Origin of the sequence: Burkholderia sp. BCC1999 (genome assembly GCF_905339975.1) — a bacterium.
In the GTDB taxonomy this organism is placed as follows: domain Bacteria; phylum Pseudomonadota; class Gammaproteobacteria; order Burkholderiales; family Burkholderiaceae; genus Burkholderia.
In genome coordinates this window covers 189,559-211,224 of the sequence record NZ_CAJPHP010000002.1, presented here as the reverse complement: position 1 = coordinate 211,224, position 21,666 = coordinate 189,559, and the positions used below count along the sequence as shown (strand labels likewise).

The following is a 21,666-nucleotide window of genomic DNA, read 5'->3' as shown; positions in this document are numbered from 1 at the left end:
GTCGCGGCGCACAAAGCCTTCGCGCACGACTTGCGCCGATTACATTACGATGACGGCACCCATAACAACATGACCCTCGACAATGGCCGATAAACGATCCGGGATTCCGACAGGAAAGCGCCGCCTTGCCACCGCGATGACGAGCCTGCTCGTCTGCGCCGCGGCGTTGACCGCAAGCTGGCGCGTGCAAGCGGAACAACACAACGATTTCATGAAATTCCTCACCGGGCCGACGTACGATGGCCCGATCGCCGAACCGAAACTGCGCACGGCGCAGGACCGCGAGTTCGCCAGGAATATTCGCGACGGCGCCTCCACCAATGAAGTGACATTCGCGAGTCGTTACATCCTGTGGACCTTTGATTGCGGACACAGTGACAATTGCATGCGGGTATTCGCGCTCGACGCGAAAACGGGCGACGTGTACTGGTTTCCGTACATCGTGCGCGAGCTGACCATCGCGGACGACACCACACCGACGGACTTCCGCTCGGACAGCCGCCTGCTCGTCGTGAACGGCAAGCCCGATGGTCAACCGCGCGGCCAATACCGCTACCTGTTCGAGAACGGCAAGTTCCGGTTGCTGGACAAGCACGCAGACCGCTGACGCCACGGCACGTGGCCGCGGGAATCATGCGGTCGTGACAATGGCCCGCTCGGCGAGCGTCGTCGACGACCGCTTCACCGCGCATCGATCGTGTACCATCGACGCTTCCCGATACGCTTTCACGCGCTGCCTTCGTCCGCCCGCCACGCCCGCGCGGTTCGCGCAACGCGCCTCCCCCTCGCATGCCCTCACCCGTTCCGTCCGACGCCGCGCTGCGCCCGCTGCCGATCGATTCGCTGACCGTGCCGGCCGCGCTCGACGGACGCGCGGGCACCAACCGCTCCGGCAGCGCGCATCCGCAGATCGCCGCGGCCAACGATCTCGACGCCGTGCGCGCGTGGCTCGCGCGCTTCGTCGATACGCCGACCACGTTCCAGAACTACCGCAAGGAAGCCGAACGCCTGCTGCTGTGGGCCGTGATCGCGTGCGGCAAGCCGCTGTCGTCGCTCACGCACGAGGATCTGGTCGTCTACCGGCAGTTCCTGCTCGCGCCCGCGCCGGCCGACCTGTGGTGCGCAAACGGCGGCCGCAAGCATCCGCGCGACGATCCGCGCTGGCGGCCGTTCTACGGGCCGCTGTCGGCAGCCAGCCAGCGGCAGGCGCTGGTGATCCTGAACGTGATGTTCTCGTGGCTCGTGCAGGCCGGCTATCTGGCCGGCAACCCGCTCTCGCTGTCGCGGCAGCGGCAGCGCCGGCCCGCACCGCGCGTCACGCGCCATCTCGGGCAGCCGCTGTGGCAGTCGGTCAAGGACGCGATCGCCGCGATGCCGCGCGACGATGCACGCGCAAGCTTCCATGCGGATCGCGCGCGCTGGCTGTTCACGCTGCTGTATCTCGGCGGGCTGCGCATCACCGAAGCGGCCGACACGACGATGGGCCAGTTCTTCTGCCGGCGCGACGCGAACGGGCACGATCGCTGGTGGCTCGACGTGACGGGCAAAGGCGGCCGGCAGCGGCTCGTGCCGGCCACCGCCGAGATGATGGCCGAGCTGTCGCGCTACCGGCGCGCGCATGGCCTGCCCGCGTTGCCGTCGGACAGCGAGCTCACGCCACTCGTGCTGCCGGTCGGCCAGACGCGCAAACCGCTCACGCGCGCGGCGCTGCACCGGATCGTGAAGCAGGTGTTCCGGCACGCGGCCGACCGGTTGCGTGCGAACGGCGAAGCCGGCGACCAGCAGGCGCGCGTGCTCGAACAGGCGTCCGCGCACTGGTTGCGCCACAGCGCGGGCTCGCACATGGCCGACGGCCGCGTCGACCTGCGGCTCGTGCGCGACAACCTCGGCCATGTGTCGCTCACGACGACGAGCCAGTACCTGCACGCGGACGACGACTGGCGGCATCAGGAAACGGAGGAGAAGCACCGGATCGGTTGGTAGGCGGTCGGTAGCAGACGCGCTGCGTGCAGCGCGCGAGTGCGTCCACCGATGTCGATGTCGACACCGGCCCATGTTTCGCCCCGGCGCTCGGTGGTCGAGTTCGAGTCCGCCGAGGCCGCCGTTGCTGCGGCACTTCGCGCGGTCGCTTTCCGCCGGCCCGTCACGCCCGGTCAGTACACCGCCACCCAATGCCCGGGCACCCACGCCCAGTGATTGCCGGCCCAGCGGTAATGCCCCTTCGCCCAGTGATAGCCCGGCGCGGGCGGCGGCGGCGCCACCTCGACGAGCGGCGCCGGCTGCGGCGGCCGCACGGGTTCGACCACGCAGGCGGATATCAGTACGGCACTCGCGGACACCAGCACCGCAAGCGAAACGGATCGGATCTTCATCGTCAATTCTCCCTGTTGTGTCATGTGTAATCGGTTGGCGGGGGTCAACGCGGACACGCACCGCGTCACGCAGCCCCGCGAATCAGGCCGGTCATGGGCCGTGTCGCGCCGCTTTCCGCGAACAGTGCGGATGCGGTTCGACGAGGGTCGAGCCTCAGGCTTTCAGCGGCCGCGCCCGAGATCAGCGCGTCGAGCGACGCGGTCGGCTTCAGGTCGCGCCCTTCGTACAGGTCGCCCGGCCTCAGCCCCGGCCAGTCGGCGATCACGCGGCCACCGGCCACCGCGCCGCCCGCGAGCATCGCGACCGACGCCTGCCCGTGATCGGTGCCGCCCGTCCCGTTCACGGCCGCCGTGCGGCCGAACTCGGTCGCGACCAGCACCGTGGTCTGCTGCCAGGCGGGCCCGAGACCGTCGCACAACGCGGCGAGCATCGTGTCGAGCGCTTTCAGCTGGTTCGCGAGCCGCGCGTTCTGTGCGCTGTGCGTATCCCAGCCGCCCGTCTCGATCATCGCGATCCGCGGGCCGTCGTCGCGCGCGAGGAACGTCGCCGCGAGCTTGCCGACGCCAGCCGGATCCTGCCGCGCATGCGCATCGCCGGCGAGGCCGCGCGCGTCCATCGCCGACTGCCACAGCGGGCCGAGCTGCGCGTCGGCCTCGTAGAGCGACGACACGCGCGCGAGCAGGTCGTCCGGCGCGGCCGGCAAACCGGACGGCGCATACGACGCGGCCTGCACGGTGCCGCGCAACGCGAGCGGCACCGTCGGTGCGAACGCGATCGCGTTCTCGCGCGTCGCCGGCAGCAGCGCGGCGAGCCGGTTCAGCCAGCCGTCCTTCACCTGGTATGGCGCACGTCCGCCCGTTTCGAGCACGTTCTGGCCGTCGAAATGCGAGCGATCGCGATACGGCGATGCAATCGCATGGACGAACAGCGCCTGCCCGTCGCGATACAACTGCGCGGTCTGCGCAAGCGACGGATGCAGCGCGAACGTGCCGTCGAGCCGCGTCGCGGCCGCGGTATCGATCGCGAGCGGGCCGCGCAGCGTCGCATACGCGGGTTCCGCATACGGGACGACGATGTTCAGGCCGTCGGCAGCACCGCGCTGGATCACGAACACGAAGCGCCGGTCGGTCGCGACATTCGCGAACACGATCCGCGGCGCGACGAGGATCGCGCCCGCGCCAGCGGCGGCTACGCTCAGGAATTGTCGGCGTGACAGTGCCATGGTCATCTCCGTTGGAAATCGGGTGAGACGAGCAGCAAAGCAAGCGACGTCGTCGCGCTTTCCGCGCGCGACAGTGCGGTCGCGGTCGGCGTGCTCATCGAACCGGCAAGCAGCGTGTTGCCGAGCGTGCGCGGATCGAGCCGGTCGCCCGTGCGCGCGGCCAGCCGCTGTGCAATCTCGACGCGGCGCACGAGCGCGTCCGGCGCGGCCCAGCTCGCGGCGACGTCGTCGTAGCCGGCCGGCGAGCCCGGCCGCCACACCGGCTGGCCGAGCTGCGCGAGCAGCGGCGCAGCCTTCAGGTCGCCCGTGTCGCGCCAGCCGAGCCCGCGCAGCGACGACACCGCCCACTCCCACGGCGTCTTGAACTTGCGATTGACCGGCGACCACGCGTCGGGCGCATCGACGAGCGCGCGATAGACGGTCGGCAGGTCGCCGCCGCTCGCGTCGAACGCGCGGGCCAGCCGGTCCGTCAGCGCGGGCGGCGGATTGTCGGCGACGAAATGACGGGCAAGCTGGAACGCGATGTGCCGGCCCGTCGCATCCGAGCGCGCGAGATCGTGCAGGATCGCGCGCGCCTGCGCTTCGCCCGGCTGGTCGTAGGTGCGTCCCATCACCGTGCGCATGCCCGGTTCGTGCAGCTTGGGGCGGAACACGAACGCACCGGGTGCGGCATCGCCCGGCTGCGGCCCGCGCCCGCCGGCGATGCTCCAGCCGGTCAGCGCACGCGCGAATTCCGTCACGTCGGCTTGCGTATAACCCGTGCGGACGCCGAGCGTATGCAGTTCCATGATTTCGCGCGCGAGGTTCTCGTTGAGACCGCGCTTCGCCGCGGGATTGCGTGCTTCGGCACGCAACGCAGCCGGGCTGTCGGGGCCGACCGAGCGTGCCTGGTCGAGGAACACCTGCATCGCGGGATGCTGTTCGACGGCGACGAGCATGTCCTCGAAGCGGCCGAGCACGTGCGGGCGGATCGCGTCGCGTTCGAATGCGCCCGCATACGCGGCCACCTGCCCCTTGTCGACCGACACCGCGAAATGGTTCGCCCAGAAATGCACGAGATGTTCGACGAACGGTGTGGACGTGTTCAACGCACTGTTCATGCGCGCGGTAACCGCACTGCGATAGGCATCGTAGCCATCGCGCCGGATCGATTGCGCGGTCGCGCGTTTCGCTGCCGCATCGTCGCCCGTCATCGCGTTGCGCGTGTTCGCAAAGCGTGTCGCAAGCGCGACCGCGTCGGGCTCGCCGGCCCACGCGGCGGGCCGCGCGTCGTAACGGTCGAATTGCGCGACGAGCGCCGCCTTCGGGTCGGCAGGCGGCGCTTCGTCGGCCCGCGCGCCGAGACCGAAGCGGTTCAGCGCAATCGCGGCCGGCGTGATGTCGTTCGGATGGTCCATGACGGGCTCTCTCGCGGTGCGTACCCACGTTCAACGCGGATGCGCCCGGAAATCCGTCGCGGAAATCGCAAATAAATTTCGAGCGGGGAAACGCGGGGCGGAGTGATCGGTGGAAGTCTCGTCACGCGGCCGCGCACGTCATGAACGACAACGACGCGGCAATCCACCGGAAACGGCGCACGCATGGCACGTGGCCGAAAGCGCACGACGGCGACACGCGGTTCGCGTGTCGCCGTCCGGCAGGTGTTACTGACTCGCCGGCGTGTCCGGCTTCTTCTGCAGCTTCGGCGGCAAACGCCAGTTCCCGCTGTGCTGCAATCCGTCGACGAACTTCGCGCGCTCGTCGGGTGTCAGTGTCGCCGCGAAATCGACGACGCTGCGCTCGACCTGCGCACGCATCGCGGTATCGGCCGCGCGCGTACGATCGAGCGCGGCATCGATCGCCGCGCGATCGAGTTGCGGCGCGGCGAGCAGGTCCAGCACGGTGATCCGGCCGTCGCGCCCTTCCCGCGCGAAATCGCGGCCGTCCTTGCGCGCCGCCTTCAACGCGGCGGCGAATTCACGCTGCCGCGCATCGGGCAATTCGTCCGCCGCGAAACGCAACGCCGTGCGCGATGCAGGTGCGCCTGCCGCATGCAGGTCGCGATGCGTCGAGAACCACTGATAGGCGCCGCCGCCGATCGCGCCGAGCACGAACACGTTCAGCACGACCGAGCCGACGAGGATGAATTTCCAGCCACGTTCAGTCATTCATCGCTCCAATCCACGCTCGGGCCGCCGAACGTCGTCGTCAGATAGCCCGGTTCATGCTGCGGCGCCGGCGCGCTGCCGAGCATCAGCATCGACACGGCCACCGCGCCCGCGAGCGCACCGGCCAGGCCGACGCCCGCGAACGCCGCGCCCGACCACCACACATTGCCACGCCTGCGTGCGCGCTGCGGCGCGGGCGCCGTCGCGACGATGCGCTCGACCAGCGACGGCGCGGGCGGCGCGACCGTGTCGTACGCGAGCCAGGCATCGAGGTCGGCCGCGTCGTCCAGTGCGAGCAACGCTTCGCGCGGGTTCGCTTGCGCCCATGCCTCGGCGGCCGCGCGCTCGGCGGCCGGCCAGCGCCGCGCGTCCGAGCCGTACGCGGCGACGATGGTACGAAATCGTTCGGGTGTCATCGCTTGTCCTCGCTAGGTGGGTCGCCGGCCAGCTGCGCGCGCAGGTTGCGCCTCGCGCGGGCGAGCAGGCTTTCCAGCGCATCGACGGTGATGCCCATCAGGTTGGCCGCTTCCACATTCGACATTTCCTGATAGTACTGGAGCACGAGCGCTTCCCGCTGCCTCGGCGGCAATGCGGCCAGCGCCTGCCGCACGCGCGCATCGCGCGAACGCAGTTCCGCCTGCGCGGCCGGCTCCGGTTGCGTGTCGGGCACGTCGGGCAGCGTGTCGACGGTCTCCTCGCGACGGCCGCGCAACCGGTCGTAGCACAGGTTCAGTGCGACGCGATGCAGCCACGTATCGAAGCGCGCCTCGCCTTCGCGCCAGCGCGGCGCCTGGTTCCAGATTCGCAAGAACGTCTCCTGCGCGACGTCCTCGGCTTCGTTCCGGTCGCCGAGCATGCGCGTTGCCAATGCGAGCAGCCGCGGCAGCTTGCGTGCGACGAGCACGCGCACTGCCGACGAATCGCGCGCGCCGACGCGCGCGACGAGTTCCGCGTCCGGATCGCGGTCGCCGCGATCGTTCAACGCCGCCTGCTCCGTCGCGCGGCGCATGGGCGCCGCACTGTCACGGCAGGGGAACCCGCCGCCCGGCTGAAGCTCATCGTCGTGCTCTCCTTGCATGCGTCGGGCCATCATCGGACGGCGCCACGCCGACTGTTCAGCGCCGCCACGCGGATCGCGCGCGGCGTCGCACACGGCGTCGGCCAAGCCCGTTTCATCGACATCCGGTTCGCGCGGCATATCGATCCTGTCTGCCGGCCACGCGACCGGCGGCCGGCGCACTCAATATACGACGACCGGCGCGGGCCGGTAATACACCGGACGGGCCGGCACCACGACGCAGCCGGCCAGCACGATGGCTGCGGCCGCCAGTATCACGATGGTTCGGAAAGGCATGGCTTCGACTCATGATGTTGCATGAAGGATCCGCCGCGCGGGCACCGTGTGCCGCGCGACGGCGCACGCGTCACGCCCAGTGACCGGGTACCCATCGCCAGGCCGGCCCGCGCGCGGCCCAATGACCGGGCACCCAGTGGTAACCGACGCGCACCACTTGCCAGTGGCCCGGAATCCAGACGTAACGGCCCTGCCGCCAGTGCCAGTGCCCCTGATCCCAGACGTAGCCCGCGCGCGGCGCCGGCAGCACTTCGACGCGCGGCGGCGGCGGCGCATAAGGCGCAACGATCACGGCCTGCGCGAAAGACGCGGATGCCGCCAGCGCGGCCACGCATGCCGTGGCAAATCGCAATGGAACAGAAAGTTTCATGAAAGACTCCGAAGTAACGGGCATCGACCGGTTGCGGTCGTTCATGCGTTAAACGGCACGGGCGAAACAATTCCGTCGCGGAGTCTGCAAATAAATTTCAGGGAGACCGACAGCGCTTCGGCGCGTGCCGGGTACCGCGTTGCGCGATCCTGCCTGTCGGCCGCCGCCCACGCCGGGTTGCCGTGCTGTCACAACGCGGCAAAACTGCCCTTCGACAATGCATGCGACCGGGATCCCGCTCGTTTCCGGCCCACGCCCCGGCCGCGCTCGCGCATGGCCGCGCGGTTCCTCGTCTCGCGTCCCCACCAATGAAAACACCGACCATGTCGAACCAGGACACTCTCCCTGATCAGCCGAACGAGCCGGCCGCCTCGGTATCGCGTCGCGGCTTCCTGAAACTTGCCGGCGTATCCGGCCTCGCCACCGCTGCCGGCGGCCTCGCAGCCACGCGCGCCGCCGCGTCGAATCCGGACGGCACGCCCGAACAGGTTCACCTGACGTGGGGCAACGACCCGACGTCCGAGGTCGTGATCTCGTGGGCGTCGCTCGCGCCGGCCGTCAATCCGCGCGCGCGCATCGTCGCCGACGGCGAGCCTGCGCGTACCGTGCACGGCGTCCAGCGCCTGTACACCGACGGCCTGAACGGCGAAACCGTGTTCGCGTACCACGCGCGCGTGCACGGGCTGAAGCCCGATACGCGCTACCGCTACGAGATCACCGCCGACAACGACAGCAACGCCGCGCAGCCGTTTGCCGCGAATTTTTCGACCGCGCCGCGCGGCCGTGCGCCGTTCCGCTTCACGAGCTACGGCGATCTCGCGACGCCGAACGGCGCGTGGGTGCTGTCGTCGCCGCAGAGCCGCTTCGCGGTGCAGGCCGTCGAGCAGTTCCAGCCGCTGTTCCACCTGCTGAACGGCGACCTCTGCTATGCGAACCTGAACCCCGCGCATCAGCCCGAGGTGTGGCGCGATTTCGGCAACAACAACCAGACGTCGGCCGCGAATCGCCCGTGGATGCCGTGCCCCGGCAATCACGAGATCGAGTTCAACAACGGCCCGCAGGGGCTCGACTCGTATCTCGCGCGCTATACGCTGCCGGAGAACGGCACGCACTTCCCCGGCCGCTGGTACAGCTTCCGCGTGAGCTCGGTGCTGTTCGTGTCGCTCGACGCCGACGATGTCGTGTACCAGGACGCCGCCGCGTTCGTCGGCGGCCCGGCGCCGCTCGTGCCGGCCGCGAGCACAGGCCGCCCGCCGATCGAACCCGGCACGTCGTTCTACGTGCGCGGCTACAGCAACGGCGAGCAGACGCGCTGGCTCGAACGCACGCTCCGTCATGCCGCCCATGACGACGACATCGACTGGATCGTCGTGCAGATGCACCAGGACGCGCTCAGCTCGTCGAAGACGGGCAACGGCTCCGACAAGGGCATTCGCGAAGCCTGGCTGCCGCTGTTCGACCGTTACGGCGTCGACCTCGTGTTATGCGGCCACGATCACGACTACGAGCGCAGCTACCCGGTGCGCGGCTGCAATCACCGCGCGGGCGTCGATGCGACGACCGGCGAAGTGGTCGAGACGCTGCAGCCGCGTCCGGTCGGCTCCAACGACCCGGACCGCATGAAGTTCGACACGAGCCACGGCACGATCCACCTGATCCTCGGCGGCGGCGGCACCAGCGCGCCGCTCGACGTGTACGGCGAGAACCCGTCGACCGGTTTTGCGCGCGCGAAGGTGTTCACGAAGCCGAACCGGCCGGTACCGGGCACGGCGCCGAACACGTTCGTGCGCCAGCCGGCCGATGCGCTCGAGGATGCGATCTGGTCCGCGCGCCGCGACACGGGCACCGGCTACGGGATTGCGGTGTTCGACCACGACCCGGGCAAGCCGGGCGGTCACACGACGATCACGATGCGCTACTACCACGCGCCGGGCGCCGACCAGCACCCGACCGCCCAGTACGAGCTGTTCGAGACGATCGAGCTGAGCAAGAAGCGGCACGAGCGGTGATCGTGCAGGCGCCCGCCGCGGCGGGCGCCGATTGCACTGCCATCGCAGGGCAGGATGTCGTGGCACGCGTTAGACTGCCCGGCTCGCACACCCGCCCACGACGATGAGTTTCGAATACCGCATCCACACGCGCCCGTCGGCCGACGCATTCGATGCCATCGCGAATGCACTGCGGCAAACACATGGCGGCGTCGACATCGATCGCGGCCGACGACAGCTCGAGGTCCGCGATGACACCGGCGGCTGGCCGCTGATCGGCCTGACGACCGATGAAGACGGATTCTTCCTCGTGACGACGCTCGGGCCGACGCGGAACGCCATGCTCGACTCGATCGGGCTCGCGTTGTCGGCCATCGGCGTGGCGTGGCGAATCGACGACGCGTGATCGGCTCACGCGTCTGAATCTACCGTACGCCTCCGTCTGTCTGCATCGTCGCAACGGCTTCGCCCCGTTAAAATGCGCGTTTCCGGCGAAACCCTCCCATTGCATCGCCGTTCGCGACGACAGCACGCGTGAACGGCCCCGTATCATCCGAAATCGAATTGGCATGTTGAAACAGGCAGGAAGCATGAAACGCAAGAACAAGGCAACGCTCGCCGGGCTCGGCGCGGTGGTGTTGTGGGCCTCGGTGGTCGCGCTCGTCCGCGGCGTCAGCGAAAGTCTCGGCGCGACTGGCGGCGCCGCGATGATCTATACGGTGGCGTCCGTGCTTCTGCTGTTTTCGGTCGGCTTCCCCGATCTGAGCAAGTTCCCGAAAAACTATCTGCTCTGGGGCGGGCTGCTGTTCGTCTCGTACGAGCTGTGCCTCGCGCTGTCGATCGGCTATGCGAGCAACGGGCAGCAGGCGATCGAAGTCGCGATGGTCAACTATCTGTGGCCGAGCCTCACGCTGGTCGCGGCCATCGTATTCAACAAGCAGCGTGCGAACGTGCTGGTCGTGCCGGGTGTCCTGCTGTCGATGCTCGGCATCTGCTGGGTGCTCGGCGGCGACCGCGGCCTCGATCCGGCCGGCATGCTGCGCAACGTCGCGGACAACCCGCTGAGCTATGGCCTCGCATTCATCGGCGCGCTGATCTGGGCCGGCTATTGCACGGTGACGGCACGCCTCGCCGACGGCAAGAACGGCGTCACGCCGTTCTTCATGCTGGTTGCCGCGGTGCTCTGGATCAAGTTCGCGATAGAAGGCGGCGGCGGCATGACGTTCAGCTTTCACGCGGTCCTGTACCTCGTGCTGGCGGCGTCCGCGCTCGGATTCGGCTATGCGGCCTGGAACACCGGCATCATGCACGGCAACGTGACGGTCATCGTCGGCGCGTCGTACTTCACGCCGGTGCTCGCCGCCGCGTTCGCCGCGACGCTGCTGCATGCGCCGCTGTCGGTCGAATTCTGGCAAGGCGCATTGATGGTGTGCGGCGGGTCGATCCTGTGCTGGCTCTCGACGCGCAGCCGACGCAAGGGCAAGGCCGCACCCGTTCGCGTCGGCAAAGTGGCCGAAGGCGATTGCCACGGATGACGCTGCCCGGCGTTATCGGCGCAAGGCCGGCCTGCAGCCGGCCGTTCCTCCAAGCGCGGGCCGCCGCGCCCTAGCTTCGCGACTCCAGCGCGATCCGCACGGCCAGTCCGGCCAGCACGGTGCCCATCAACCAGCGCTGGGCCGACGCCCAGAACGGCCGCCCCGCGAGAAAGCCCGCGATCGACCCGGCCGAGCACGCGATCAGCGCATTCACGCTGACGCTCACCGCGATTTGCACGCAGCCCAACACCAGCGATTGCGCGAGCACGCTGCCGTGGCCCGGCGAAATGAATTGCGGCAACAGCGACAGATACATCACCGCGATCTTCGGATTCGCCAGGTTCGTGACGAAACCCATCGTGAACAGCCTGGCACGACTGTCGTGCGGCAGTTTCCGGACCTGGAACGCCGAGCGGCCTCCGGGTTTCAGCGCCTGCCACGCCAGGTAGGCAAGATACAGCGCGCCGGCCAAGCGCAGCGCGTCGTACGCATACGGCACGGTCATCACCAGCGCAGTAATGCCGAGCGCGGCACACACCATGTAGAACACGAACCCAAGCGCGACGCCGCCGAGCGACACGAGCCCGGCATGGCGGCCCTGGCAGATCGCGCGTGACACCAGGTAGATCATGTTCGGTCCGGGCGTCAGCACCATGCCGAGCGACACGAGTCCGAACGCAAACAGGGTAGGCAAGGCCGGCACGGCAATCTCCTTCAGGGCAACGGGGGCAAGGTCCGATCAATATATTGCATGCTGGCAATTGTCAGCATGAATAAGCTGCAAGCCGCCCATGAACCCCGTTCATCGCGCCGTCCTCCCGCTACCCGCTCTTTTTCGCGCGTGCGTGGATCGCCTTCCCTGCCTTCGCACGTTGCGCGTCGACGAGCCTCACGAATTCATCGGTCACCGCGTTGCCGGCCGTATTCCACGCCAACCGCACGGAACGATGCAGCCGCGGCGAAAGGTCCAGCACGCGGCCGCCGAACGGCGTGTACGTGAGCGTGATGCGCGGCACGATCGACACGCCCATGCCGGCTTCCGCCATCGACAGGATGGTACGCATCTCCACCACGTTGAATGCGGCCTGCAGCGGCGCACCGCCGCGCGCGAAATAATCCGCGATCACCGGCCCGCACCCGGCCTTCGAAAAAATGAACGGCGCCGCGGACAACTGCCTGGCCGACACGCTCTTGCGGCCGGCGAACATGCCGTCGGCCGCCACCGCGACGAAATCCTCGTCGAGCAGCGGCAGGTTGTGCGCGAAAATCTTCGTGCCGGCCACCACACCGACGTCGGCCGTCCCGTCGTCGATCCATTCTTCGACTTCACTGTCCGTGCCTTCGAGCAGCACCGCCGATACGCCCTCGTGCCGTTCCTTCAACGCCTCGAGCGCGGGGGCGACGAACGCCAGCGACACGCTCGGCAACGACGCAACCACCAGCCGCCCTTCGAGCTTGCCGCGCGACAGGCTGAACTGCTGGCGCAGCATCTGCGCTTCACGAACGACGCTCTGAACGTACGGCCACAGGCGTTCGCCCGCGGCCGTCAGGACGACCGGCTGCCGGTCGCGCCAGAGCAGCTTGACCTGCGTGATGCCCTCCAGCTCGGTCAGCGCATGGCTGATCGCGGACTGGCTGCGGCTGAGCCGGTCGGCAGCGGCCGTGAGCGAACCAAGTTCGACTACGGCCGCCAAGGCCTGCAACTGGGCAAGCGTCATCGGATTTCCTTGTTTCGATGGCATGTATTCGCCGCATGATGCGGCAAACCATCATGAATTATATTGAATCGGTACCATCGCACGGAATGCCGCGCCCGCACCACGTCGGGGTCGAGCCGGACGTCGTCTGCAGCGCTCAGGTAAGATGCACGCTCGATCCGCCGCGCCCTTGCATGTGCACCGGCCGGCGGTCGATTAGCCAGGTTGAACCACGCCACCGCGTTGCCCATGCTTGCCGGCACGACCTGCCGGTCTGAACCGGAGCCACGCGCCCGCCGGCCGCACACGAGGCGGCGCCATGCGATCGCATGACCGGTTCAAGCCAGACAAGAACGAACGCGTGCGAAACGCACGCGACCGCAACGGGCTCCGTCGACAGCGCTCGCTGCCGGATATGCCGCGACATGCCATTCCATGATTCATTTCAATCTGACTGAAGGTGTGCTGGTTTCCAGCCTGCAGGCGCTCACCGTGCTCGACCTGGCCGGCATCGCCGTTGCGCTGCTGCTGGGCGGCATGGCCAAGGGCATCACCGGGATCGGCGTGCCGCTGATCGCGATGCCGATCCTCAGCCAGTTCCTGCCGATCCGGCATGCGGTGCTGCTGCTGTCGATGCCGATCATCCTCGGCAACATTCCGCAGGCGCTGGAAGGCGGCCAGGTACTGGCGACGGCCCGGAAAATCGCCGCGCCGATCGCAGGCACCGTGATCGGCAATATCGTCGGCGTCGCGATCCTGCTGTCGCTCAATCCGGGGCACGCACAGGCGGCCTCCGGTGCGCTCCTGATCGTGGCCGCGGCGCTGATGCTCGCCGCGCCGAAACTCAACCTGCCGGAAGCGTGGCAGAAGCCGGTCGGGTTCGTGCTCGGCTTCGGCGCGGCGCTGATGGAAAGCATCGCGTCGGTTCCCGGGCCGCTGCTCGCGACCTACCTGATTTCGTCCGGCGCGACCGGGCGCGTGTTCACGAAGCAGATCGCGATCATCCTCGTGGTATCGATCGTCACGCTGATCACGACGTTCAGCGGCGCCGCGCATGCAAGCGCCGCCGATCTGGCAATCTCGGCGGCGGCCAGCCTGCCGGCCATCGCCGGCATGTGGCTGGTTCGCCCGCTGCGGGACAAGATGTCGCCGAAAATCTTCCGGATGGTGGTCCTGCTGTTCGTGCTCGTCGCAGCGTCGCAAATGATCTGGAAATCGGGCGTGTTGCGGCACGGCAGCCCGCACATCGCGCAGGGCGACAGCGCGCACGCGGTCCGGAACCAGCAAGCGGTGCCATTACCGGTCGCGCATGCGTTCTGAAAGCTGCAACGCGTAGTATTCGCGGACCCGGCGTATCGCTCCGGCCGGCGACGCCGACGATACGCTGCCGACTGTGCTGTTCGCACGCCGATGCCGACATCGGCGCTGCCGCGTTTTCAGAGACACGAAATGGAAACCTATGTGTTGCTGGGCTGCGGGTTCGGCCTTGGCCTGTTGATCGCGATCTGGGGCATCTGGTCGCTCAGATAAGGCGACCGGCCCCGTCCATGCGCAAGCAATCCGTATGGCGATGGACGGGAAACTGTAGTTTGCCGCCACGTCTTCAACCACATTGCTTCGCACTCCGATCCAGCCATCCGGCGACATCGGTCATGCCTGCCGCTCAGCCTTCGACGGCACGCGCGACCGGGCTTCACGGAAGCGCACGCACTCGGCCTTGAGCCAGTCCGAAAAGGCGGCGGTTCGCGGGTCGTCCGGGTTGCGTGACAGCAGCACGTAGCGCGCCGGCGCACGCACGTGTGCGCCGAACACATCGACGAGCCGTCCGCTCTGAATCTCGTCATGCACGAGCGCCGCGCGCGCCATCGCGACACCCTGATGGTTCAACGCGGCCGTGATCGCCAGGCTGGAAAAATTGAACTGAGGCCCGTCCAGATGCGCGATCCACGCCGGCCGGACGGCCTCCAGCCACGTACGCCACTCGACGAACTCGGGCGCGCCGACCCACGGCGCGGCATCGTGCAGCAACACGACGCCGTCCGGCGACGCCCCGCTGGCGAACGCCGGATGCTGCGCCAGATACGCCGGCGTGGCGACCGGGAACAGAATCTCGTCGAGAATGACCTCGGCATGCAGTCGACCGTATTGCACGGGGTCATAGCGCACGGCCACGTCGATGTCGCCGGTCTCCATCGCCTCGCGGTCCAGCACCTGGAATTCGGCCTGCACACGCACCGACACGGCGGGCTGCTGCCGGTGAAACCCGGTCAGGCGCGGCATCAGCCACTGCAATGCAAGCGATGGCAGACAACTGACCTGCAGCGGCGCATCCGACATGCCGAGCGCCTGAAGCGTGCGATGAATATCGCCGAATGCGCCCGACATCGTCCCGAGCAGGATCGCGCCCTTCTCCGTCAGCCTCAACCCGCGCGCCTGGCGCACGAACAACGGATAACCCAGCCGGTCCTCCAGATTCCGGATCTGCTGGCTCACGGCGCTTTGCGTCAGGTTGAACGTCTGAGCCGTCTTCGTGAAGCTCAACAGCCGGCCGGCCGTTTCAAAGCAGAGCAACGCACCGAGGATCGAACCGTCCAGTCTCATCGATATAAGTCAGGCTAATGCATGGATTAGAAATCGGCGCTTTTGCGCAGTCGCCTTGAATCGTAGCATTTCAGTCTCGTATTCCGCTCAACGAACACAAGGCCGCTCCGTGACTGCTACGCTTCAACCTGCCGATCTATTAGCCAGACTGCAATCCTGCCAACCGCTGCTGTGGCTGAACCCGGAAGCCGGCCGCCCGTTGCCGCAGGGCGCCCCTGCGTTCGACGCGATCGCCGCCGCCGAAGCGAGACTGGCGCGCTGCGAGCCGCTGATGGCGGAGCTGTTTCCGGAACTCGCGGCCACCGCCGGAAAAATCGAATCGCCGCTGATGCCGGCGGACGGCTTGCAGCACGCGTTGTCGCACACGGACGCCGCGCACGGCGCGTGGTTCATCAAGCGCGACGACGCATTGCCGGTCGCCGGTTCGATCAAGGCGCGCGGCGGCTTTCACGAAGTGCTCGCGCTCGCCGAGTCGATTGCGATCGAACACGGGCTGATCGCCCCCGAGGGCGACCGGCGGATTCTCGCGTCGGCCGCCGCGCGCGCGTTGTTCGCCACGCATACCGTCGTCGTGGGCAGCACCGGCAATCTCGGCCTGAGCATCGGCGTGATGGCCGCCGCGCTGGGGTTCGAATCGGTCGTCCACATGTCGACCGATGCGAAGCCGTGGAAGAAAGCGCGCCTGCGCAACCGTGGTGTCCGCGTGGTCGAGCACGACGGCGATTACGCGCACGCGGTCGCCGCCGGTCGATCGCAGGCGCGCGATCAACCACGCGGCCATTTCGTCGACGACGAAGGCTCGCTGATGCTGTTCCTCGGCTACGCCGCGAGCGCGCGACATCTCGCCGCGCAGCTTGCCGAATCGGGCCGCCGCGTGGACGCCGCGCATCCGCTCTTCGTCCATCTCCCGTGCGGAGTCGGCGGCGCGCCGGGCGGCATCACGTATGGCCTCAAGGCGCTGTTCGGCGAGCACGTTCATTGCTTTTTCGCCGAGCCTGTCGCGGCGCCGTGCATGCTCGTCCAGCTCGCCGCCGGCGCAGGCACGCCGGTGTCCGTCTACGACATCGGCCTCGACAACCGGACCGAAGCCGATGGTCTGGCGGTCGCACTGGCCTCGCATCTGGTCAGCCCGCTGATGGCGTCGCAGTTGTCGGGCGTCTTCACGGTCAGCGACGCGCAGCTCTACGCGCAATTGCTCGCGGTTCAACGCGCCACGGGAGTGGAACTGGAGCCGTCGGCCGCAGCCGCCGTCGGCGGGCCGGGCTGGTTGGCCCAATCGCCGGCCGGCAAGGACTACCTGCGCCGCCACGCGATCGACATGCGCGCGTCCACGCACGTCATCTGGGCAACCGGCGGCTCGCTCGTTCCGCCGGAAGAACACCGCCGCTTCCAGTCCCACGCGAAGGCGCTCGCCGTGCCCGGCACATGACGCGTGCCGCCCGGCGCTCTGCCCCGTTCCCGAAGACCGGTTAGACTGTCCGGATGGAACAATGCCGTTATTGCCAGAGAATCCGCGATGAATGGGATTGCCACGGGGACGAATGCCGCCGGGCAATCGCCAAGGCGCTGCGCCGGCAGCGTGCGGGCCTGCCGATGGTGCCCGATCGCATCCGCAACGAACTGCCCTCCGGCGCGCCGACCCAGCAGGTGATCGCCGTCCTGTCGCGGCAGCGCCTGCGCGCGCGCCGCGGCAACGAGGAACGCCGGGAGCGCAAGGAAATCGACGACGACGTCTGATCCGGCCTCCCCGCCACCCGCCTGCATCCATCCCCGCTTTCCGCTATCGCCGGGCGCCCGCCCGTGCACGCCGTCCGCGCCGCGCCCCCACCGCCGTTCCATTGCAAATCCGTCAATACCCAATGGGGACCGAAGAGATTTATCGCGGAATTATTACTCCACCGGCAACGATCTTTCACTAAAACTCACGTTTACCCTAGGTCCACCGAAGCCTACGATGTAATCAACCGCTTACGACATGGTGTCGAACGCGGAAAGCCAAAAACATCGGAGGTCATCATGAAATCGCTCGTTTCCGCAGTCGTTGCAGCTGTTGCCCTGTCCGCTTCGTTCGGCGCATTCGCCCAAAGCACCGTGACCCGCGCCCAGGTGCGCAACGAACTGGTCCAGCTCGAAAACGCCGGCTACAAGCCGGGCCTGTCGAGCCCGTACTACCCGGCCGACATCCAGGCCGCCCAAGCCCGCGTACGCGGCGCCGACAACAGCGGCTACGGCGCACAACCGGCCGCAACCGTCCAGGGTGGCGCACCGGCCGTCAAGCCGCAAACCGCGCACGACTCGGTCTACTTCGGCCACTAAGTCAGCCGCTGCGCGCATCGCGCGCAGTCCGGCCATGCAACGAGCCCGTCCGTGACGGGCTCGTTGCGTTTGCAGCGCATGTTTTGCCGACCGATGATCAGCGGCTGCCGCCCGATGCGACCCGGTCGCCTTCATCCCTCGCGATACCGCCCCGCACCAGATCCTGATAACGCACGCATGCGCACTGCGCGGACGCCTTCGCCGCGTACATCGCCGCGTCGGCCTTGACGAGCAGTTCCTCGGCCGACGCGCCGTCGGCCGGAAACTCGCTGACGCCGATGCTTGCGCCGACCGCCACACGCCGATCGCCGAACTCCAGTTCCTCGGCCAACACGATCTGGATGCGCGACGCGACATCGCCGATCACCGCCGGCGAACGCACGTCCGCGATCAACACGATGAATTCGTCGCCGCCGAGTCGCGCGACCATGTCGCCGTTGCGCAGCACGAGGCTCAGCCGCTTCGCGACCGCGACGAGCGTGCGATCGCCGGCCGAGTGGCCGTGCTGGTCATTGATCTGCTTGAAGCGGTCGAGGTCGACGAACATCACGGCCAGCCCTTCGCGCACGGCCGCCGCATGCCGGATTGCGGCATCGAGGTGCTCCATGAACAACAGGCGGTTCGGCAGCGCGGTCAATGGATCGTGGCCGGCGAGGTGTGCAAGCTCCTGCTGCTTCGCACGCAGCATCGCGACCTGCGTGCGGATCTCGACACGCATGCTGTCGAAACAGCGCGCGAGCACGCCGATCTCGTCGGCGCGCGCGATCGGCAGCTGCTCGGCGGCCGAATCGTCGAATACGTGCGTCGCGGCACGCGCCAGCGTCTGCAGCGGCCGCGTGATCGCACGCGCGAACAGGATCGCGAGGATCACCGCCAGCAGGCTCGACACGAGCACCATCCGGACGATCCGCTCGCCGAGCACGCCGGCCGGCGCCAGCACGTCCGCGAGCGGACGCGCCATGCCGAGCACGACGAAGCGGTTGCCCTCGTCATGCCCGAACGGCGTGTGCGTGAACGCGTACATCTGGCCCGGCGCCACGTCGGGCTGAGCGAGACCATTGAGCGTCACGTTCGCTTGCGCGTTGTCGAACAACGCGCGCGTGGCTGTGAAGCGGTCCTGCATCAGCACGCGCCTGCCGCGATCGAAACCGAACGTCTGCGCCGGATCGGGATGCACGAGAAAATCGCCCCACTCGTTCGCGAGATAGACCGCATAGTCTTCCGGCAAGTCGCGCTCGAGCCGGTCGAACACGCGCGAAAGCTCGACGTCGACGACGAGCGCGCCGACCGTCCGCCCCGACGTGTCGACGACCGGCGTGCCCACCCGCAGGATCGGCAGTCCTTCGGCCGCGTGCGACCCCGTCTCGTGGTTGATCACGATCGGCGACAGGTAGATGTGGCCGGGCGCCGTCGCGAGCGTATCGAATACATAGGAAAACTGCCCTTTCTCCTGGAATGCGTTTTCGGGCAGCACGACGATGCCGCGCGCATCGCGATCGACACGGATGCGTTCGATCCCGAAATGCCCGCTCGCGATCAGGCGGATCTGCAGGTATTCCGGATGGTTTCGCATGAAGCTGTAATACACCTGCTCGAGTCGCGTGCGTCGTGCGATGTCCGGATCGTCGCCACCGGCAACGAACGCGGACGACGGCAACTGGGCGAGCACGAGCGCATCGTCGGCAACGTCCGCCAGCGCGGTCGTGAAGCGTTGCCCGAGCAGTTGTGTCGACATCAGCAGGTTGTGCTGCGCTTCCTGCACAAGCATCGCGCGGTTGGCGCGATACGCGTAGTAGCCGGTCGTGCCGGACGCGATCACGCCGATGCAGGCGAACAGCACCGACAGTTTCGACGTGAGCCCGAGGCGGATCATTTTCCGAACCGCTCCGGCCGGTCGCCCGACACGATGCGGCTCCACAACGATTCGCGGCGCGCGATGTTCTCGACGGGCTGCAGCCACACGAGATGCTGGTGCCCGGTGTCGAGGCCCGGCGGCGGCTCGAGCGTATTCGCGAGCCCCTGGCGCTCGGTCAGCAGCGTGCCGATCGCCGGTTCGAGCATGTAGTTGATCCACGCGAACGCGAGCTCGGGGCGTTGCGCGCCGCGCGTGACGGCCCAGCAGTCGAGCCACGCGAGCGCGCCTTCTTCCGGGATCACGTAGCCGACGTCCGCGCCCGCGCGCCGCAGCAGCTCGACCTGTTGCGTGCCGTAGTTGCCGAACATCAGCGCCGCGCGATGCTGGACGAACAGCGCAGTCGCCTCTTCCGGAAGCGTGTAATACGTCAGCAGGTTTCGGCGCAGGTCGATCAGCTTGCGCGCGACCGCAAGCGTCTGCGTGGACGACAGCCGAAACGGATCGGAATAGCCGAGCGCGAGCGCGGTGAACGAGAAATTGTGCTGCGCGCTGTTGAAGTCGAGCACCTTGCCGCGGTAGCGCGGATTCCACAGCTCGCGCATCGAGCGCGGCGCGGCCGGTACTTGCTTGCGGTCGTAGATCAGCCCCATCGACGAATACGTGAACGGGATCGCATAGGTCTCGCTGTCCTGCACGAGCCCGCCGATCGTCGCGAGCTGCTGGAAGTTCGGCAACTGCCGCCGCCGGTTCGGGATGCGCGCCAGGTCGATCGGCGCGAGCAACCGTTCGTGTGCATAGCGCTGGATCTCGGCCGTATTCGCGGCCAGCACGTCGTACGGCGGGGGCGACGCGCTGTGCATCCGCGACCACAGCGCTTCGTCGGAGTCGACGAACGTCACTTCGACGCGCGCGTGGAACTGGGCCTCGAACGCGCTGACGACGTCGCTGTCCGCATAGCCGGGCCACGCGAGCACGCGCAGCACGTTGTCGTTGACGGTTTCGGGAGAGGCGGCGAAAGCTGGCGGAGCGGGCGCAAGCAAGCCCATTGTCAATATGATGAGCAGCCCGAGCACGGCACCGCATGCACGCATGCGCGCACCGATTCCCCTGATCAATCGGACCCCGTGTGAATCCCCCGGCTGCATTCGACTGTCCTTTTTCGAGCCGATGCGATATCACGCAACGAGACCATAAATCGTACGGTCGCGCAATTGGAAGAAGCCGTACGCGGCATGCACGTTCACCGGCGTCGGCGACGGAATGCGACGCAGTTACTCCGGCCTGCTTGGGGCCGTGAAAACGAACGTCAGCGCCACGCCTGCGTGAACTCGGCGATCACGCGCGACAGGTGCGCACGCATCGCTTCACGTGCGCCGGTTGCGTCACGCGCCATGATCGCCGCGAAGATCCGCTGGTGATCCTCCTGTGACGCCTCGCGCAGCGCGGTCGAGTGAAAATGCTCCTCGATCTTGTCCCACAGCGGATCGCTGCGCGCGCAGTCCCACATCGCAGTGATCATGTGCAGCAGCACCGTGTTGCCGGTCGATTCCGCAATCCGCAGATGAAACTGGCGATCGGCTGCGTCGTACGCGGTCTTGTCGTCCATCTGCTCGCGCATCGTCGTCAGCGAGAAAAACAGGCGGTCGAGATCGGCGTCCTTGCGTTCGGTCGCCGCGAGCGCCGCGACTTCCGCCTCGATCAGCCCGCGCGCGCGCAGCGTCTCGATCGGCCCCGGGCCGCGCGGCACCTCGAATGTCACCGGCCGCGCGGCATCGGCCGCCGATACATAGATGCCCGAGCCGATCCGCACTTCGACGATCCCCTGCACCTCGAGCGCGATGATCGCTTCGCGCACCTGCGTGCGGCTCACGCCGAACTGGTCGGCCAGGCTGCGCTCCGACGGCAGCCGCGCGCCGGCTTCGAACGCGCCAGCGGCCACCATCGCGTGAATCTGCCGCGCAAGGCCGATATAGGAGCGGTCCGCGGCGTCGGCGTCACGACTGGCGGGCAGGCTGGAAAGATCGGTCATCGAAAGGCTCGCAACGGGCTGGCTGGCGCCGTCGCGGCACCGGATCGCCAAAATGGTACACCAATTTCGGCCGGCATCCGGATTGGCCGTTCGACCAAGATTGCAGGCCCTCCCCGGAAACATTACGTTGCCCAGCGCTTGCGCGGATAACTGGTAAACCACTATCCCTCACAACTGGC

Annotated in this window: 22 protein-coding genes; 9 read left to right on the top strand and 13 right to left on the bottom strand. The window is 67.8% G+C overall.

Annotated elements, in window-relative coordinates; translation table 11 throughout:
- The first annotated feature begins 82 nt into the window (after nt 1-82).
- Nucleotides 83-607 carry a hypothetical protein gene (locus tag U5809_RS03815; RefSeq protein WP_322085591.1) on the top strand — a complete coding sequence of 175 codons (525 nt, stop codon included), beginning with the start codon at nt 83-85 and terminating at the stop codon, nt 605-607.
- Nucleotides 608-789: 182 nt separating this feature from the next.
- On the top strand, nt 790-1,983 hold the full coding sequence (locus U5809_RS03810) for a tyrosine-type recombinase/integrase (protein ID WP_322085590.1): 1,194 nt from the start codon (nt 790-792) through the stop codon (nt 1,981-1,983).
- Nucleotides 1,984-2,153: 170 nt separating this feature from the next.
- Here the strand turns inward: U5809_RS03810 and U5809_RS03805 are convergent, their stop codons facing one another.
- From U5809_RS03805 to U5809_RS03775, 7 genes are all read right to left on the bottom strand, one after another.
- Nucleotides 2,154-2,372, bottom strand: a complete 219-nt coding sequence (locus U5809_RS03805; RefSeq protein ID WP_322085589.1) for a YXWGXW repeat-containing protein — start codon at nt 2,370-2,372, stop codon at nt 2,154-2,156.
- 65 nt (nt 2,373-2,437) lie between these two features.
- Nucleotides 2,438-3,595 (bottom strand): DUF1501 domain-containing protein, encoded by a 1,158-nt coding sequence (locus U5809_RS03800; RefSeq protein ID WP_415877927.1) that lies wholly within the window; start codon nt 3,593-3,595, stop codon nt 2,438-2,440.
- Between the two features lie 2 nt (nt 3,596-3,597).
- Nucleotides 3,598-4,992, bottom strand: a complete 1,395-nt coding sequence (locus U5809_RS03795; protein ID WP_322085587.1) for a DUF1800 domain-containing protein — start codon at nt 4,990-4,992, stop codon at nt 3,598-3,600.
- A gap of 246 nt (nt 4,993-5,238) precedes the next feature.
- Nucleotides 5,239-5,742, bottom strand: coding sequence for a periplasmic heavy metal sensor (locus tag U5809_RS03790; protein WP_282509480.1), 504 nt, complete (start codon nt 5,740-5,742; stop codon nt 5,239-5,241).
- A complete protein-coding gene (locus tag U5809_RS03785) occupies nt 5,739-6,158 on the bottom strand; it encodes a hypothetical protein (protein ID WP_322085586.1) in 420 nt (139 codons plus the stop codon). Before U5809_RS03785 ends, U5809_RS03790 begins: the two co-directional genes overlap by 4 nt.
- Nucleotides 6,155-6,940 (bottom strand): RNA polymerase sigma factor, encoded by a 786-nt coding sequence (locus U5809_RS03780; protein WP_322085585.1) that lies wholly within the window; start codon nt 6,938-6,940, stop codon nt 6,155-6,157. Before U5809_RS03780 ends, U5809_RS03785 begins: the two co-directional genes overlap by 4 nt.
- Before the next feature lie 226 nt (nt 6,941-7,166).
- The gene (locus U5809_RS03775) at nt 7,167-7,466 is read right to left on the bottom strand and encodes a YXWGXW repeat-containing protein (RefSeq protein WP_322085584.1); all 300 of its coding nucleotides are present in this window, start codon (nt 7,464-7,466) and stop codon (nt 7,167-7,169) included.
- Nucleotides 7,467-7,789: 323 nt separating this feature from the next.
- Here U5809_RS03775 and U5809_RS03770 point away from each other — a divergent pair, with 323 nt between their 5' ends.
- The 3 genes from U5809_RS03770 (at nt 7,790) to yddG (ending at nt 10,989) form a co-directional block, all read left to right on the top strand.
- A complete protein-coding gene (locus tag U5809_RS03770; RefSeq protein WP_322085726.1) occupies nt 7,790-9,475 on the top strand; it encodes a metallophosphoesterase family protein in 1,686 nt (561 codons plus the stop codon).
- 103 nt (nt 9,476-9,578) lie between these two features.
- Complete coding sequence (locus U5809_RS03765; protein ID WP_322085583.1) at nt 9,579-9,860, top strand: hypothetical protein; 282 nt, start codon at nt 9,579-9,581, stop codon at nt 9,858-9,860.
- 184 nt (nt 9,861-10,044) lie between these two features.
- A complete protein-coding gene (gene yddG / locus U5809_RS03760; protein WP_322085582.1) occupies nt 10,045-10,989 on the top strand; it encodes an aromatic amino acid DMT transporter YddG in 945 nt (314 codons plus the stop codon).
- A 70-nt stretch (nt 10,990-11,059) separates the two neighbouring features.
- On the opposite strand, the gene U5809_RS03755 is transcribed toward yddG, so the two are convergent.
- Nucleotides 11,060-11,692: a LysE family translocator gene (locus U5809_RS03755; protein ID WP_322085581.1), complete on the bottom strand. Its 633-nt coding sequence runs from the start codon at nt 11,690-11,692 to the stop codon at nt 11,060-11,062.
- 118 nt (nt 11,693-11,810) lie between these two features.
- Nucleotides 11,811-12,707 (bottom strand): LysR family transcriptional regulator, encoded by an 897-nt coding sequence (locus tag U5809_RS03750; RefSeq protein ID WP_322085580.1) that lies wholly within the window; start codon nt 12,705-12,707, stop codon nt 11,811-11,813.
- Between the two features lie 414 nt (nt 12,708-13,121).
- Between U5809_RS03750 and U5809_RS03745 the strand changes: the two genes are divergently transcribed.
- Entirely contained in the window at nt 13,122-14,006 is an 885-nt protein-coding gene (locus tag U5809_RS03745) for a sulfite exporter TauE/SafE family protein (RefSeq protein WP_322085579.1), read from the top strand.
- A gap of 330 nt (nt 14,007-14,336) precedes the next feature.
- Here the strand turns inward: U5809_RS03745 and U5809_RS03740 are convergent, their stop codons facing one another.
- Nucleotides 14,337-15,287, bottom strand: coding sequence for a LysR substrate-binding domain-containing protein (locus U5809_RS03740; RefSeq protein ID WP_322085578.1), 951 nt, complete (start codon nt 15,285-15,287; stop codon nt 14,337-14,339).
- Nucleotides 15,288-15,396: 109 nt separating this feature from the next.
- Here U5809_RS03740 and U5809_RS03735 point away from each other — a divergent pair, with 109 nt between their 5' ends.
- The 3 genes from U5809_RS03735 to U5809_RS03725 all read left to right on the top strand — a co-directional run bounded on the left by U5809_RS03735 (nt 15,397) and on the right by U5809_RS03725 (nt 17,603).
- Nucleotides 15,397-16,716 (top strand): D-serine ammonia-lyase, encoded by a 1,320-nt coding sequence (locus U5809_RS03735; RefSeq protein ID WP_322085725.1) that lies wholly within the window; start codon nt 15,397-15,399, stop codon nt 16,714-16,716.
- Nucleotides 16,717-16,769: 53 nt separating this feature from the next.
- On the top strand, nt 16,770-17,024 hold the full coding sequence (locus tag U5809_RS03730; protein ID WP_027791787.1) for a hypothetical protein: 255 nt from the start codon (nt 16,770-16,772) through the stop codon (nt 17,022-17,024).
- Nucleotides 17,025-17,303: 279 nt separating this feature from the next.
- Nucleotides 17,304-17,603, top strand: a complete 300-nt coding sequence (locus U5809_RS03725; protein WP_322085577.1) for a DUF4148 domain-containing protein — start codon at nt 17,304-17,306, stop codon at nt 17,601-17,603.
- Nucleotides 17,604-17,700: 97 nt separating this feature from the next.
- Here the strand turns inward: U5809_RS03725 and U5809_RS03720 are convergent, their stop codons facing one another.
- From U5809_RS03720 to U5809_RS03710, 3 genes are all read right to left on the bottom strand, one after another.
- Complete coding sequence (locus tag U5809_RS03720; protein WP_322085576.1) at nt 17,701-19,476, bottom strand: GGDEF domain-containing protein; 1,776 nt, start codon at nt 19,474-19,476, stop codon at nt 17,701-17,703.
- Nucleotides 19,473-20,603: an extracellular solute-binding protein gene (locus tag U5809_RS03715; protein ID WP_322085575.1), complete on the bottom strand. Its 1,131-nt coding sequence runs from the start codon at nt 20,601-20,603 to the stop codon at nt 19,473-19,475. The genes U5809_RS03720 and U5809_RS03715 overlap by 4 nt, the downstream gene beginning before the upstream one ends.
- A gap of 161 nt (nt 20,604-20,764) precedes the next feature.
- Nucleotides 20,765-21,487 carry a FadR/GntR family transcriptional regulator gene (locus U5809_RS03710; RefSeq protein WP_322085574.1) on the bottom strand — a complete coding sequence of 241 codons (723 nt, stop codon included), beginning with the start codon at nt 21,485-21,487 and terminating at the stop codon, nt 20,765-20,767.
- Between the last annotated feature and the right edge of the window lie 179 nt (nt 21,488-21,666).

Coding starts and splice junctions, on each gene's coding strand:
- U5809_RS03740 (WP_322085578.1), bottom strand. CDS start 15,287: ATGAGACTGGACGGTTCGATCCTCGGTGCGTTGCTCTGCTTTGAAACG.
- U5809_RS03795 (WP_322085587.1), bottom strand. CDS start 4,992: ATGGACCATCCGAACGACATCACGCCGGCCGCGATTGCGCTGAACCGC.
- yddG (WP_322085582.1), top strand. CDS start 10,045: ATGAAACGCAAGAACAAGGCAACGCTCGCCGGGCTCGGCGCGGTGGTG.
- U5809_RS03775 (WP_322085584.1), bottom strand. CDS start 7,466: ATGAAACTTTCTGTTCCATTGCGATTTGCCACGGCATGCGTGGCCGCG.
- U5809_RS03765 (WP_322085583.1), top strand. CDS start 9,579: ATGAGTTTCGAATACCGCATCCACACGCGCCCGTCGGCCGACGCATTC.
- U5809_RS03710 (WP_322085574.1), bottom strand. CDS start 21,487: ATGACCGATCTTTCCAGCCTGCCCGCCAGTCGTGACGCCGACGCCGCG.
- U5809_RS03750 (WP_322085580.1), bottom strand. CDS start 12,707: ATGACGCTTGCCCAGTTGCAGGCCTTGGCGGCCGTAGTCGAACTTGGT.
- U5809_RS03730 (WP_027791787.1), top strand. CDS start 16,770: ATGGAACAATGCCGTTATTGCCAGAGAATCCGCGATGAATGGGATTGC.
- U5809_RS03720 (WP_322085576.1), bottom strand. CDS start 19,476: ATGATCCGCCTCGGGCTCACGTCGAAACTGTCGGTGCTGTTCGCCTGC.
- U5809_RS03725 (WP_322085577.1), top strand. CDS start 17,304: ATGAAATCGCTCGTTTCCGCAGTCGTTGCAGCTGTTGCCCTGTCCGCT.
- U5809_RS03745 (WP_322085579.1), top strand. CDS start 13,122: ATGATTCATTTCAATCTGACTGAAGGTGTGCTGGTTTCCAGCCTGCAG.
- U5809_RS03815 (WP_322085591.1), top strand. CDS start 83: ATGGCCGATAAACGATCCGGGATTCCGACAGGAAAGCGCCGCCTTGCC.
- U5809_RS03800 (WP_415877927.1), bottom strand. CDS start 3,595: ATGGCACTGTCACGCCGACAATTCCTGAGCGTAGCCGCCGCTGGCGCG.
- U5809_RS03805 (WP_322085589.1), bottom strand. CDS start 2,372: ATGAAGATCCGATCCGTTTCGCTTGCGGTGCTGGTGTCCGCGAGTGCC.
- U5809_RS03810 (WP_322085590.1), top strand. CDS start 790: ATGCCCTCACCCGTTCCGTCCGACGCCGCGCTGCGCCCGCTGCCGATC.
- U5809_RS03785 (WP_322085586.1), bottom strand. CDS start 6,158: ATGACACCCGAACGATTTCGTACCATCGTCGCCGCGTACGGCTCGGAC.
- U5809_RS03715 (WP_322085575.1), bottom strand. CDS start 20,603: ATGCAGCCGGGGGATTCACACGGGGTCCGATTGATCAGGGGAATCGGT.
- U5809_RS03790 (WP_282509480.1), bottom strand. CDS start 5,742: ATGACTGAACGTGGCTGGAAATTCATCCTCGTCGGCTCGGTCGTGCTG.
- U5809_RS03770 (WP_322085726.1), top strand. CDS start 7,790: ATGTCGAACCAGGACACTCTCCCTGATCAGCCGAACGAGCCGGCCGCC.
- U5809_RS03780 (WP_322085585.1), bottom strand. CDS start 6,940: ATGCCGCGCGAACCGGATGTCGATGAAACGGGCTTGGCCGACGCCGTG.